We start from the raw sequence: 13,485 nt of genomic DNA on the forward strand, positions 1-13,485 counted from the left end.
GGCGAACTCGCATCGCGGCAATCGCACCGGAGATGGCTAAAGACTGATTGCCGGCCGTGTGACCATCAGCCATAGAATGGCAAGCACGGCAGCGAAAGCAGGAAAGCCGCAGGCAAACCAGATCCGAAAAAGGCGCTTTTCTTCGGCGGGCAGCGGTCCATTCTCGATGGCCGCCTGTCGCGCCAGATTCCGGATCCGGATTTGTATCCAGACCACCGGCAGCCAGAACAGGCCTGTCACGACATAGAGCAGCAAGGACAGCACAATCCAGCCTTCGGACAGTGGCCAGCCCATGGTCCGCGCCAGCAGCGCACCCGTGATCGGCTGCGCGACAACGGCGGTCGCCGTGAAGATGGTGTCGGCGATGACCACCGTTCCGGCGACATGGGCGACGATATCGGCGCGGCCGGTGCGCTGCGCCATCAGCATGAAGAAGGCGATGCCGGCGCCGGTGCCGAACAGAACCGTGGCGCCGATGATATGCGCCCAGCGCAGTATGTCGGCCCAGAGGCTCATCGCTCGTCCAAAATCGCCAGCGCCACCAGGGCAAGGCAAAGTGCAGGTACAGACTTGACCATTGCTCCCAGAGGATCGAGCCACAGGTCGGGCGCAAGTGCGGCTGCCACGCTGAGGTAAGCCAAGGTGATGGCAATCATCCCCATCAGCGCGAGGCGCGCAAAGGACCGAACGATAACAGCGGCGCCGACAACGAGGTCGGCGGCACTTCCGGCAAGAACCATCCCGAACGCCAGCGCGGGCGACAGGCCATGCGAAACCAGAATGTCGGCAGCCGCGTCGTACCGGGCGAAGCCGACAATGCCGGAGACCAGCCAGAATAGAGAGAGGACGCCCAATACGAGCGGTTTCAGAAGCCAAAGACGCGCGAACCAGCGCTCCTGAACATGCGCCGGAATGGTAGCCAGCGTTCCCTCCAGCGGCATTAGCGGGTGGCCGGAAACCTCGCTCCAAGGCACCGGGTTTCCGGTGACGCCGCGCCCAAGCGCGGCAAGGGCTGCGCTGCGCAATGGCGATCGCCAGCCAAGCAGCCCAAGGCCATCAGCAACAACAGCCGCGATACGGCCGAAAAAGGCCGGCATCGGCACAACTCGGGCGGGTGGCAACCCAAGCCATGCTCGAAAGGCGGCCAGCACTTCGGCGAGCGAGCGCGCCTCGGCTTCGACGAGATCGACGGAGAGGCGCGGCGGCAAGGATCCGGCGACCGCGCGCGACACCGCCTCGGCAACGTCGGAGACGGCCACTGTCTGGATCGGCTGGCGCGCCATGACGACAGGAACAAAACCGGGAAAGGCCGCAAGCGCGCGTAACAGTGCCGTCCCGCCATAGGCGGCGGGCGCGATCACCAGTCCTGGGCGCAGGATCGTCCATGCCAACGAGGAGGCCGCGACTGCCTCGTCGCCCCGTGCCTTGGTGCGGAAGAAAGCATCTGCCGAGGCCGGATCGGCACCGATGGCGGAGATCTGGACGAAGCGGCTGATACCGGCCTGTTCGCAGGCAGCGACCACCGCCGTCACCGCGGCACGATGGATGGCGTCGAGGCGATCGCGCGGGCCGTCCTGCAGCGCGCCCGCCGCATTGACCACTGCATCCATGCCGCCGACAACCGGCAGCCAGTCTTCAGCGGAAAGCAGTTGCGCAATGTCGGCCGCAATCCAGCGCACCGCTGGCCAGCGCCGCTCGGCATCGCTGACATCGCGGCCGAGGCCGGTTACCTGATGCCCGTCGCGCTGCAAGCGGCTGACGATGGCTTCGCCGACCAAACCGTATCCGCCAAGGACGAGCACTTTCTTGCCGGCGCTTTCGGGCATGGGCGGCTTTCAGGCGGCTTCGAGTGCAGCCTTTACCGCGGCGATCGCATCATTGGCCCTGGACGCATCTGGACCACCGGCCTGGGCCATGTCTGGCCGCCCGCCGCCGCCCTGCCCGCCCAATGCGGCGGAGGCCACGCGCACCAGATCGACGGCGCTGAAACGGCCGACGAGATCGTCGGTGACAGCGACCACAACGCTCGCCTTGTTGTCCTCACCGGCGCCGACGAAGACGACGACGCCCGAACCCAGCGAGGTCTTGCCGGCGTCAGCCAGCGGCTTCAAATCCTTTGGCGAGACGCCGGAGACCGCCTTGCCGAGGAAGCCGACACCCGCCACCGTCTCGTTCTCGGCCGGCGCACCAGCCGCCGCGCCGCCGCCCAGCGCCAGCTTCTTGCGCGCTTCGGTCAGCTCCTTTTCGAGCTTCTTGCGCTCGTCGAGCAGCGCCTCGACACGCGCCGGCACGTCGGCCGGCGAGATCTTCAGCGTCGCGGCGACCGATTTCAGGCGCCGGTCCTGCTCATCGAGATGTTTTCGCGCCGCCTCGCCGGTCAACGCCTCGATGCGGCGCACGCCGGCGGCGACCGCGCTGTCCGACACGACACGCACCAGGCCGATGTCGCCGGTCGCCCTGACATGCGTGCCGCCGCAGAGCTCGACCGAATAGGGCCGGTTGGCCTTGGCGCCATGCACGCCGGTGCCCATCGAAACAACGCGCACTTCGTCACCATACTTCTCGCCAAACAGCGCCATGGCGCCTTCGGCGATGGCATCGTCGACCGACATCAGGCGCGTGTTCACTGGGCCGTTCTGCACGACGATCTCGTTGGCCATGCGCTCGACCTCTTCGAGATCCTCCGGTGAAATCGGCTTGTTGTGCGAGATGTCGAAGCGCAGACGCTCCGGCGCCACCAGCGAGCCCTTCTGCGCGACATGGCTGCCCAGCACCTCACGCAGCGCCTCATGGATCAGATGCGTCGCGGAGTGGTTGGCGCGCAGCCGGGAGCGCCTGCTATGGTCGACCTTCAACTCGACTGCGGCGCCCGTCTTGACCGTGCCGCTGGCCACCTTGCCGATGTGCACGAACAAGCCATCAGCCTTTTTCTGCGTGTCGGAGACCTCGATCGAGAACCCCTCGCCTGAAATGATACCGGTGTCGCCCATCTGGCCGCCGGACTCTGCATAGAACGGCGTCTGGTTGACGACGATCGCCACCGCATCGCCCTTGCCGGCGCTGTCGATGGTCTTGCCGTCCCGGACAAGCGCCTGGATGATGCCTTCGGCCTGTTCGGTCTCGTACCCCAGGAACTCGGTGGCGCCCGCCTTCTCGCGCACCGAAAACCAGACGGTTTCGGTGGCCGCATCGCCGGAGCCAGCCCAATGCTTGCGCGCCTCGGCCTTCTGCTGCTCCATGGCATTGGTGAAGCCGGCAAGATCGACCGAGATGCTGCGCTGGCGCAGCGCGTCCTGCGTCAGATCGAGCGGGAAGCCGTAGGTGTCGTAGAGCTTGAAGGCCGTCTCGCCGTCCAGCATGTCGCCGGCATGCAGTGTTTCCGTCGCTTCCGAGAGCAGGCCGAGGCCACGCACCAGCGTCTTGCGAAACCTGGTCTCCTCGAGCTTCAGGGTCTCGGTGATCAACTGCTCGCCGCGCACCAGTTCCGGATAGGCCTGGCCCATCTCGCGCACCAGCGCCGGCACCAGGCGCCACATCAGGGGATCGCGGGCACCGAGCAGCTGCGCATGACGCATGGCGCGGCGCATGATGCGGCGCAGGACATAGCCGCGGCCTTCGTTCGACGGCAGCACGCCGTCTGCCACCAGGAAGGATGACGAGCGCAGGTGATCGGCAATGACGCGAAAGGACGCGACCGTCTCCTTGTCGGGACCCTGTCCAAGCGCTGACGACGCCGCCTCGATCAGATGACGGAAGAGGTCGGTCTCGAAGACGCTTTCCACCCCTTGCAGGACGGAGGCCATGCGCTCCAGGCCCATGCCGGTGTCGATCGACGGGCGCGGCAGATCGATGCGCTCCTCCTTCGTCACCTGTTCATACTGCATGAACACCAGGTTCCAGAATTCGAGGAAACGGTCGCCGTCCTCTTCCGGGCTGCCGGGAGGTCCGCCCCAGATGTGTTCACCGCGGTCGATGAATATCTCCGAGCACGGCCCGCAAGGTCCGGTGTCGCCCATCGCCCAGAAATTGTCCGAGGTCGCGATGCGGATGATGCGGTCATCGGAAAACCCGGCGATCTTCTTCCAGAAGCCGGCCGCCTCGTCATCCGTGTGATAGACGGTGACCAGCAGCTTGTCCTTGTCCAGGCCGAATTCCTTGGTGATCAGGTTCCAGGCTAGTTCGATGGCGCGCTCCTTGAAGTAGTCGCCAAAGGAGAAATTGCCGAGCATCTCGAAGAAGGTCAGATGGCGCGCGGTATAGCCGACATTGTCGAGGTCGTTGTGCTTGCCGCCGGCGCGAACGCTCTTCTGGGCGGTCGAGGCGCGCGAATAGGGCCGCTTCTCCAACCCGGTGAAGACGTTCTTGAACTGCACCATGCCGGCGTTGGTGAACATCAGCGTCGGATCGTTGCGCGGCACCAGTGGGCTCGACGCGACGATCTCGTGACCTTCCTTGCGAAAGTAGTCGAGAAATGTCGACCGGATTTCGTTCACGCCACTCATGAATGCTGCCTTTTCGAGAGAGCCGCCGGCAAACCGGCGGAAATGGGCTCTGCGTTTCCAGAGATAGAGTTGGCCTTTTAGCCGCCGCGCTTCACCCTGTCCAGAAACACGGAATTGGTCCATTCCACGACCTTTGCCGGCTGTCCGAGCCAGGCCCCGTTTCCCTGCCAAGACGCAAAAAACCGCCGGCGCTAGGCCGGCGGTTCGAAACGCAATTAACACGGAACTCGATTACATAAGCCTGAGATAATAGAGCGAGATTATGGCCGAACTCCGGCCATCGCGCGAGGCTCTCACATCGCGCCGGATTCCTCCTCGAAACCGTCGTCGCTACCTTCGGAGCCGCCATTCTCAAGGAATTTCTCGGCGATCAGCCCGGCATTTTGCCTGAGCGCGAGTTCGATCTCGCGCGCGGTGTCGGGGTTGTCGCGCAGGAACAGCTTGGCGTTTTCGCGGCCCTGGCCGAGACGCTGCGAATTGTAGGAGAACCAGGCGCCCGACTTCTCGACCACGCCGGCTTTGACGCCGAGATCGACCAGTTCGCCGGTCTTGGACACGCCTTCACCATACATGATGTCGAACTCGACCACCTTGAAGGGCGGCGCCAGCTTGTTCTTGACCACCTTGACGCGGGTCTGGTTGCCGACGACCTCGTCGCGGTCCTTGACCGAGCCGATGCGGCGGATGTCGAGGCGCACCGAGGCGTAGAATTTCAGCGCGTTGCCGCCTGTGGTGGTTTCGGGCGAACCGAACATGACGCCAATCTTCATGCGGATCTGGTTGATGAAGATGACCATGGTGTTGGAACGCGAGATCGAGGCGGTCAGCTTGCGCAGCGCCTGGCTCATCAGGCGAGCTTGCAGGCCGGGCAGCGAATCGCCCATCTCGCCTTCGATTTCGGCGCGTGGCGTCAGCGCAGCGACCGAATCGACCACCAGCACGTCGATGGCGCCGGAGCGCACCAGCGTGTCGCAGATTTCCAGCGCCTGCTCACCGGTATCGGGCTGCGAGATCAGGAGGTTTTCCAGATCGACGCCAAGCTTGCGGGCATAGACCGGATCAAGCGCGTGTTCGGCATCGACGAAGGCGCAGATGCCGCCCTTCTTCTGGGCTTCGGCCACCGTGTGCAGGGCCAGCGTCGTCTTGCCCGAGCTTTCCGGCCCGTAGATCTCGACGATGCGGCCGCGCGGCAGGCCACCGACGCCAAGCGCGATGTCGAGGCCAAGCGAGCCGGTCGGCACCGTTTCGATCTCGACGACCTGCTCGTTCGCGCCGAGCCGCATGATCGAGCCCTTGCCGAAAGCCCGCTCGATTTGCGACAGCGCCGCATCCAGAGCCTTTGATTTGTCCACCGCTTTGTCCTCTACCAGCCGCAAAGAATTCTGAGCCATGATACATCACCCCTTGGTCGTCAATGAAGGCCGGACAATCCGTAATCCCTGCCCCAATTTGTACCTTTTTTGTTCTCGTTTGGCAAGAGGGGTCAAATATCTGAAAAACAATAAATATCCAGATCTGTTCTTTTTTTGTCTCACGATTTGGCTTCACGATGTCTAACGCATTGGGCCAGGCGGCTCGATTGTTTCGATCCGCCGAATCGCTACCTTCGCGCGCGAAGCTCCGTCACGCAGCCTAGCGCTTGTGCGACTGGAATAACAAAGGTCATATCGCCTGCATGCTGAAATCCGCGAGAATACTGGCCGTAGGTGGCGCCCATATCGACCGGCGCGGCCAAGTGTCGGGCCCGTATGTGCCCGCCGCCTCCAACCCGGGCACTATGCACGAGGATGTCGGCGGCGGCGTTTTCAACGCGCTGCGCAGCGCGGTTCGCCGTGGCGTCTCCGCGTCGTTGCTGTCCGTGCGCGGCGGCGATGCCGCTGCCGATACCGTTTCACGGGCCATCGCCGCGGCAGGCATTGCCGACCTGTCCGCGGTGTTCCTCGACCGCACCACGCCGAGCTATACGGCGCTGATCGACAGCGAGGGCGAATTGATCGTCGGCTTTGCCGACATGGCGCTCTATGACCTGGCCTTTCCCAAGCAGATCAGGCGCTCCAGGGTCCGCGAGGTGGTCGCGGCGGCCGATGCCATCTTCTGCGATGCCAACCTGCCGACGGCGGCACTGGAGCGGCTGGTTTCGCTTGCCGCCGGCAAACCCGTCTTCGCCATTGCCATTTCGCCGGCCAAGATCGTGCGTTTGAAGCCGGTGCTTGGCAATCTGACCGTCGTCTTCATGAACCGGCGCGAAGCGATCGCACTGGCGGACCTGGACGCGGCGGCTTCCCCGCAAGACATCGTCGCCGGGCTGAGACGCGCAGGGCTCAAGAGCGGCGTGGTGACGGCGGGCGGCAGTGCCATGCTGGGCTTCGATGAAGCCGGCGTCTTCTCGATCCTGCCGCCGCCGCCAAGAAGGGTGGCCGACGTCACCGGCGCCGGCGATGCGCTGGCCGGCGCAACGGTCGCTGCCTTGCTGCACGGCCTGCCGCTGCGGGTGGCCCTGCGCGAGGGCATTGCCGCGGCAACGCTGGCCATCGAAAGCGCCGACGCTGTTCCCAATTTCACCGTGGCGACCTTCGCGGAGGCCCTGGCTCTTGTGCCGGACGCGCAGGAAGTGGCATGAGACCGGCAAATTCACAGTGCCGGAATCTTTTCGCACGCCCCATGTGGATGCGCTTCATTCCGGGTTGGAGATCCAGATGACCCCAGAGACCGCCCGCCCCTTCATCGATATCCACGCGCCGGTGGCGCAAGCCCTGGCCGCCGGCCGGCCGGTGGTGGCGCTGGAAAGCACCATCATCACCCATGGCATGCCCTACCCCGACAATGGCGCCATGGCGGCGGATGTCGAAAAGATCATCATCGATGGCGGCGCGGTGCCGGCGACGATCGCCGTGGTCGGCGGCCGCATCAAGATCGGGCTGTCGGACGGCGAGCGTGAGTCCCTTGCCATGACAGGCGACGCCATGAAGCTGTCGCGCGCCGACCTCGGTTTTGCCGTGGCGCAAGGGCGCACAGGCGGCACCACGGTCGCCGCCACTATGATCGCGGCACATATGGTCGGCATAAAGGTGTTCGCCACCGGCGGCATCGGCGGCGTGCACAAGGGTGCCGAAAAGAGCTTTGATATTTCCGCCGATCTCGACGAGCTGGCGCGCACGCCGGTCATCGTCGTGTCGGCCGGCGCCAAGGCCATCCTCGACATCGAAAAGACGCTGGAAGTGCTGGAGACACGTGGCGTGCCGGTGATCGGCCATGGCTGCGAGACAATGCCGGCCTTCTGGTCGCGGCATTCGCCGTTCCGCGCGCCGCTGACATTGCAAAAACCGGAAGAGATCGCGCATTTCTACCAGACTCGGGCTTCGCTGGGGCTCGCCGGCGGCATGCTGATCGCCAATCCGGTGCCTGAAAACCATGAAATCCCGGCTGAAGAGATGGCAGGCTACATCGAAGCCGCGCAGAAGGCGGCGGAAGCGCTCAACGTCACCGGCAAGGCGGTGACGCCGTTCCTGCTGTCGAAAATCCTCGAACTGACGGGCGGCAGGAGCCTCAAGACCAACATCGCGCTGGTGGAGAACAATGCGCGGCTTGCGGCAAGGATTGCGAAGGCGCTGTAGCCGCCAATGTCGGCGGGACAGCACCCCCCTCTGGCCTGCCGGCCATCTCCCCCGCAAGGGGGGAGATCGGATGTCATCAAACCCTCCGCCAATCTTCAACGTTGAAAAAAGCAGGCAGACGCTGAAACTGCCAATCTCCCTCCTTGCGGGGGAGATGTCCGGCAGGACAGAGGGGGGTGCTGGCCCGCCGACGTTCCCAAATATTGCGCGTCACTTCCCCGCCCGCCGTCCCGCCTCATACGCCCGCCTTGCCCAGACCGTCATCTCGTCGGGATCATCGAAAGCGCTGTCGGGAACGCTCCAGTAGGGCATGGAGACCTGCTTGCCATGGCGGGAGCCCGTATAGGTCCATTGCGTGCAACCGGCGGCTTGGAAGTCGGGCGCGCTCTGGTCGTCTGCCTTCAGCTTCAATTCGCCGCGCAGGACGATGGCGACGATGACGCCGTCGAAATAGATGCCCTTGCCGCCGGACAGTTTTCGGATGCTGACCGGGCCTAGGCCCTCGAACAGTTCGGCGATGCGTTCATTGTCCATGCCGCGATCATGTCACCGGCATTTGACCTTGTCATCGCCGCAACCAAAATCATGCTGACAGGTTGAGAGCCATCCGTTGGAGTTTTTGCCATGCCGCTTTTGCTCAAAGGATCCTGCCGCTGCAATGCCGTGCGTTTCGAGGTGGAGAGCCACACGCCGGCGCCATTCATGCTGTGCTACTGTTCGATCTGCCGCAAGCAGCAGGGCGGCGGCGGTTTTGCCATCAATCTCGGCGCCGACTACGAAACGTTGAATGTCAGGGGCAAAAGAAGCCTCGGCGTCTACCAGGCCGAGATCGAAGACGACGAGCACCCGCGGTGCGAGATATCGACCGGCGAACGCAATTTCTGCAAGAAGTGCGGATCGGCGCTGTGGCTCTACGATCCGACATGGCCGGAACTGGTGCATCCCTTTGCGTCAGCTATCGACAGCGACCTGCCCATTCCACCGAGCCGGGTGCATTTGATGCTGAAATACAAGGCGAACTGGGTCGAGCCCGATATCGGCAAGGGCGACAAGGCGTTCGACGTCTATCCCGAGGAATCGATCGCCGACTGGCACAAACGGACGGGAATGTGGGTGGAGTAGTCTTCTTCGCCCCGTCTACGGGGCGAAGAAAGATCAGGCCGAGGCGCGTGCTTCCGCCAGCGCCTTGAGGTCCGCCGGCTTCAACTCGACGGATTCGCCGCAGCCGCAGGCCGAGCTCTGGTTCGGGTTGTGGAAGGTGAAGCCGGTGCGCAGCGTCGTCTGCTCGAAATCCATCTCGGTGCCGAACAGGAATAGCGCTGCCTCAGGCGCCACATAGACATGGGCGCCGTCGCGCTCGATATGGTCGTCCTTGGTGTTGGGCTCGGTCACCAGATCGACCGTGTATTCCATGCCGGCGCAGCCGCCCTTCTTGATGCCGAGGCGAATGCCATGCGCATTGTCGCGGGTGGCAACGATCTCGCGCACCCGGTCGGCGGCCTTTTCGGTCATCGTGATGACGGCGAAGCGTCCCATTCTTTTTCCTTCCATTCCATGCAGGTTCAAGGCCTGCCGAATGATTCTTCACCTAAAATGGTGAAGTTTTATGACTGGCGCAAGTGTGCCAGCCTCGACGCTAATACCAACCCACCGCGACCTGCGCCTCTTCCGACATGCGATCGGGCGACCAAGGCGGATCGAAGGTCATGTTGACTTCGACGCCGGACACGCCTTCGACGGCGCCGACGGCGTTTTCCACCCAGCCGGGCATTTCGCCGGCGACCGGGCAGCCCGGTGCGGTCAGCGTCATGTCGATCTTGACCGCGCGATTGTCCTCGATGTCGATCTTGTAGACGAGGCCGAGTTCGTAGATATCGGCAGGGATTTCCGGGTCGTAGACGGTCTTCAGCGCCGAGACGATGTCGTCGGTCAGCCGCGCCAATTCGTCGGCGGGAATCGCCGAGGCGGAAACCAGCGGGTTGATGGCCGCTTCCGGTGCGGTCTCGGTGGTGTGGCTCACATCATCCATGGTCGTCACCCAAAAAAATTCTCACCCGAAGAATTTGCGCGCTTTCTCAAGCGCCTCGGCCAAAGCGTCGACTTCGGCCCTGGTATTATACATGCCGAATGACGCCCTGCATGTGGAGGTTACGCCGAAGCGTTTCAACAGCGGCTGGGCGCAATGGGTGCCCGCGCGGACGGCAATGCCTTGCCGATCAATCACCATCGACACGTCATGCGCGTGAATACCTTGCAATTCGAACGAGATGATGGCGCCCTTATCCGGCGCGTCGCCGAAGATGCGCAGCGAGTTGATGGCGCGCAGCCGCTCATGCGCATAATTCTTGAGGTCGGCCTCATGGGCCGCGATGCGCTCGCGGCCGATCTTTTCCATATAGTCGAGCGCGGCGCCCAGCCCGATCGCCTGGACGATCGGCGGCGTGCCGGCCTCGAAGCGGTGCGGCGGCTCGTTGTAGGTGACTATGTCTTCCGTCACCTCCTCGATCATCTCGCCACCGCCCATGAAGGGGCGCATGCCCTCAAGAATGTCCTTCTTGCCGTAGAGCACACCGATGCCCGAGGGGCCGTAGACCTTGTGGCCGGTGAAGACGAAGAAATCGCAGTCGAGATCCTGCACGTCGATCGGCATATGCACCGCGCTCTGGCTGCCGTCGACGAGTACCGGAATGCCGCGCGAATGGGCGATGCGCACGATCTCCTTGATCGGCGTCACCGTGCCCAACGCATTCGACATATGCGTGATGGCAACAAGCTTTGTCTTGCTGGTCAGCCGCTTCTCGAATTCCTCGATGTGGAAAACGCCGAGATCGTCGACCGGTGCCCATACCAGCCTGGCGCCCTGCCGTTCGCGGATGAAGTGCCACGGTACGATGTTGGAGTGGTGTTCCATGATCGACAGCACGATCTCGTCGCCCTCGCCGATGTTGGGCATGCCATAGCCATAGGCGACCGTGTTGATGGCCGAGGTCGTGTTCGACGTGAAGACGATGTTGTCGGTGCTCGGCGCGTTCAAGAACCGGCGCACCGTTTCCCGCGCCTTTTCGTAGGCGTCGGTCGCGGCGTTGGAGAGGAAATGCAGGCCGCGATGGACGTTGGCGTATTCCTGGGAATAGGCGTGCTGTATCGTGTCCAGCACCACCTGCGGCTTCTGTGCCGAGGCGCCGTTGTCGAGATAGACCAGAGGCTTGCCATAGACTTCCCGCGACAGGATCGGGAAATCGCGGCGGATCGCTTCGACGTCGTAGAAATCTCCGATCTTGCCCGGCGCGTTCATCACTTCACCCGTGTGCCACAAACCAGCCGTCGAGCCGCGCTTCGAGCGCCTCGACAATCGCCTCGTCGTCCAGTTCCTCGATCACCTCTGCGACGAAGGCTTTCACGAGCAACCCCCGCGCGGTCTTCTCGTCGACGCCACGTGCCATCAGGTAGAACAAATGGTCGTGGTCGATCTCGGTGACGGTCGCGCCATGGCCGCAGATGACGTCGTCGGCGAAAATTTCAAGCTCGGGTTTGGTCGAGAACTCGCCGTCGTCCGACAACAGCAGCGTGTTGCAAGCCATCTTGGCATTGGTCTTCTGCGCGTATTGATGGACGTTGATGCGGCCCTGGAAGGCGCCCCGCGCCTTGCCCGTCACCACATTGCGGATCACTTCCGTGGAGGTCGTGTGCGGCACGGCATGGTCGAGAACCATGGTCACGTCGGTGTGGGTGTCGCCGGCCAGAAGATTGATGCCGCGCAGTTTGAAATCGGCGCCTTCGCCAGTTGTCCTGACCATGACCTCCTGGCGCACAAGCTTGCCGCCGGCGTTCATGACGAACAGCGTCAGCTTCGCATTCTTGCCGATATGGGCCTTGAACTGCGCCAGATGCGTCGCGGTTTCCGGCTGTTCCTGCACGATCAGCCACGTCACCTCGGCGCCCTCGCCCAGCACGAGCTGGCTGACCGAGCTGACCAGCGCAGCGCCGTCACCCGCCTGACGCTCGACGATGACCGCCTTGGCGCCAGCGCCGACACGCACCGGCAAACGCACATGGGTCTGGCCGCCGGCCTGCAAATTCTGCAGTTCGATCGGCTTTTCAAGCTCCGTGCCTTCGGCGATATCGACGAAATAACCGTCGGCGACAAAGGCCGTGTTCAGCGCGCCGATGGCATCGTCGCTGCCATAGGGATCGAGCCCCGGCGCGATGCTGCCATCGATCAGCTTTTCCGACAGAGGCTGGAAGGCGACGCCTTCAAGGGCCGGCATTTCGGCGTCGGACTTGCCATTCAGGATCGACACCACAGCAGAACCATCGACGATCGGTGCAACGGCCTTGGCCAAGGCGGCCGGATCGAAGTCCGGCACCGCACTCAACAGCCGGCGCAGGTCGGTGTAATGCCAGGATTCGACACGCCGCGTCGGCAGGCCGTGCTTGATCGCCTCGATGGCGTCGTCGCGCTTCAGCATCACCGCGCCATCGCCCGGCAGCAGCGACAGCCGGTCGCCGAACGCGTCGATCAACGCTGTTTCGGCCTGCGTCCGCTGCGGTTGTGTGTGCATATTCATCAATCTGCCCTCTGGCATCTCACGCGGCTTCGCCGATCACGCCGGCATAGCCGTTGGCCTCAAGATCAAGCGCCAGCGACTTGTCGCCCGACTTGATGACCTGGCCCCTATAGAGCACGTGCACGCTGTCCGGCACGATGTGTTCGAGCAGGCGCTGGTAATGGGTGATGACCAGAAACGCGCGGTCCGGTGCGCGCAAAGCATTAACGCCGTCGGACACGATCTTCAGCGCGTCGATGTCGAGGCCGGAATCGGTCTCGTCTAGCACGCACAGCTTCGGCTCAAGCAGTTTCATCTGCAGGATCTCGGCGCGCTTCTTCTCGCCGCCGGAGAAGCCGACATTGAGCGGCCGCTTCAGCATCGCCATGTCCATGCTGAGCGAGGCAGCTGCCTCCTTCACCCGCTTCAGGAATTCCGGAATCTTCAACGGCTCCTCGCCACGCGCCTTGCGCTGCTCGTTCATCGCCACCTTCAGGAATTCCATCGTCGCCACGCCCGGTATTTCCATCGGGTACTGAAAGGCGAGGAAAATGCCTGACGTGGCACGCTCGGCCGGATCCATTTCGAGGATCGACTGGCCGTTGTAGAGGATGTCGCCTTCGGTGACCTCATAGTCCTCGCGGCCGGCGAGGATGTAGGACAGCGTCGACTTGCCCGAGCCGTTCGGCCCCATGATCGCAGCGACCTCGCCAGCTTTCACCGTCAGGCTCAGGCCGCGGATGATCTCGGTGCCGTCATCGACGATGCGGGCATGCAGGTTTCTGATTTCAAGCATTCTTTTGTTTCCTGAATATCTGTCCG

At 63.3% G+C, this 13,485-nt stretch carries 13 protein-coding genes; 3 read left to right on the forward strand and 10 right to left on the reverse strand.

Annotation, left to right across the window (positions count from 1 at the left end; genetic code table 11):
• Nucleotides 1-36: 36 nt before the first annotated feature.
• From NKJ89_RS12400 to recA, 4 genes are all read right to left on the reverse strand, one after another.
• On the reverse strand, nucleotides 37-516 hold the full coding sequence (locus tag NKJ89_RS12400; protein WP_352602697.1) for a DUF2269 family protein: 480 nt from the start codon (nucleotides 514-516) through the stop codon (nucleotides 37-39).
• On the reverse strand, nucleotides 513-1,826 hold the full coding sequence (locus NKJ89_RS12405; protein WP_352602699.1) for an SDR family oxidoreductase: 1,314 nt from the start codon (nucleotides 1,824-1,826) through the stop codon (nucleotides 513-515). The genes NKJ89_RS12400 and NKJ89_RS12405 overlap by 4 nt, the downstream gene beginning before the upstream one ends.
• A gap of 9 nt (nucleotides 1,827-1,835) precedes the next feature.
• Nucleotides 1,836-4,502 carry an alanine--tRNA ligase gene (gene alaS, locus NKJ89_RS12410; protein WP_352602701.1) on the reverse strand — a complete coding sequence of 889 codons (2,667 nt, stop codon included), beginning with the start codon at nucleotides 4,500-4,502 and terminating at the stop codon, nucleotides 1,836-1,838.
• Between the two features lie 293 nt (nucleotides 4,503-4,795).
• On the reverse strand, nucleotides 4,796-5,893 hold the full coding sequence (recA, locus tag NKJ89_RS12415) for a recombinase RecA (protein WP_023759787.1): 1,098 nt from the start codon (nucleotides 5,891-5,893) through the stop codon (nucleotides 4,796-4,798).
• Between the two features lie 284 nt (nucleotides 5,894-6,177).
• On the opposite strand from recA, the gene NKJ89_RS12420 reads away from it, so the two are divergent.
• Nucleotides 6,178-7,122 carry a carbohydrate kinase family protein gene (locus NKJ89_RS12420; RefSeq protein WP_352602703.1) on the forward strand — a complete coding sequence of 315 codons (945 nt, stop codon included), beginning with the start codon at nucleotides 6,178-6,180 and terminating at the stop codon, nucleotides 7,120-7,122.
• A 76-nt stretch (nucleotides 7,123-7,198) separates the two neighbouring features.
• Complete coding sequence (locus NKJ89_RS12425; RefSeq protein WP_352602705.1) at nucleotides 7,199-8,116, forward strand: pseudouridine-5'-phosphate glycosidase; 918 nt, start codon at nucleotides 7,199-7,201, stop codon at nucleotides 8,114-8,116.
• Between the two features lie 210 nt (nucleotides 8,117-8,326).
• Here NKJ89_RS12425 and NKJ89_RS12430 read toward each other — a convergent pair whose 3' ends face one another.
• A complete protein-coding gene (locus NKJ89_RS12430) occupies nucleotides 8,327-8,650 on the reverse strand; it encodes a TfoX/Sxy family protein (RefSeq protein ID WP_352602707.1) in 324 nt (107 codons plus the stop codon).
• Nucleotides 8,651-8,740: 90 nt separating this feature from the next.
• Here NKJ89_RS12430 and NKJ89_RS12435 point away from each other — a divergent pair, with 90 nt between their 5' ends.
• Nucleotides 8,741-9,238 carry a GFA family protein gene (locus tag NKJ89_RS12435; protein WP_352602709.1) on the forward strand — a complete coding sequence of 166 codons (498 nt, stop codon included), beginning with the start codon at nucleotides 8,741-8,743 and terminating at the stop codon, nucleotides 9,236-9,238.
• Nucleotides 9,239-9,271: 33 nt separating this feature from the next.
• Here the strand turns inward: NKJ89_RS12435 and sufA are convergent, their stop codons facing one another.
• The 5 genes from sufA to sufC all read right to left on the reverse strand — a co-directional run bounded on the left by sufA (nucleotide 9,272) and on the right by sufC (nucleotide 13,459).
• Nucleotides 9,272-9,652, reverse strand: coding sequence for a Fe-S cluster assembly scaffold SufA (gene sufA / locus NKJ89_RS12440; RefSeq protein ID WP_013532156.1), 381 nt, complete (start codon nucleotides 9,650-9,652; stop codon nucleotides 9,272-9,274).
• 100 nt (nucleotides 9,653-9,752) lie between these two features.
• Nucleotides 9,753-10,145, reverse strand: a complete 393-nt coding sequence (locus tag NKJ89_RS12445; RefSeq protein WP_352485723.1) for an SUF system Fe-S cluster assembly protein — start codon at nucleotides 10,143-10,145, stop codon at nucleotides 9,753-9,755.
• 21 nt (nucleotides 10,146-10,166) lie between these two features.
• Nucleotides 10,167-11,411, reverse strand: coding sequence for a cysteine desulfurase (locus NKJ89_RS12450; protein WP_352602711.1), 1,245 nt, complete (start codon nucleotides 11,409-11,411; stop codon nucleotides 10,167-10,169).
• Nucleotides 11,412-11,415: 4 nt separating this feature from the next.
• Nucleotides 11,416-12,684 carry a Fe-S cluster assembly protein SufD gene (gene sufD / locus NKJ89_RS12455; protein ID WP_352602713.1) on the reverse strand — a complete coding sequence of 423 codons (1,269 nt, stop codon included), beginning with the start codon at nucleotides 12,682-12,684 and terminating at the stop codon, nucleotides 11,416-11,418.
• 19 nt (nucleotides 12,685-12,703) lie between these two features.
• On the reverse strand, nucleotides 12,704-13,459 hold the full coding sequence (gene sufC / locus NKJ89_RS12460; RefSeq protein ID WP_352602716.1) for a Fe-S cluster assembly ATPase SufC: 756 nt from the start codon (nucleotides 13,457-13,459) through the stop codon (nucleotides 12,704-12,706).
• Nucleotides 13,460-13,485: the final 26 nt, after the last annotated feature.

The organism is Mesorhizobium sp. M0047, from assembly GCF_040323315.1.
GTDB lineage: Bacteria > Pseudomonadota > Alphaproteobacteria > Rhizobiales > Rhizobiaceae > Mesorhizobium.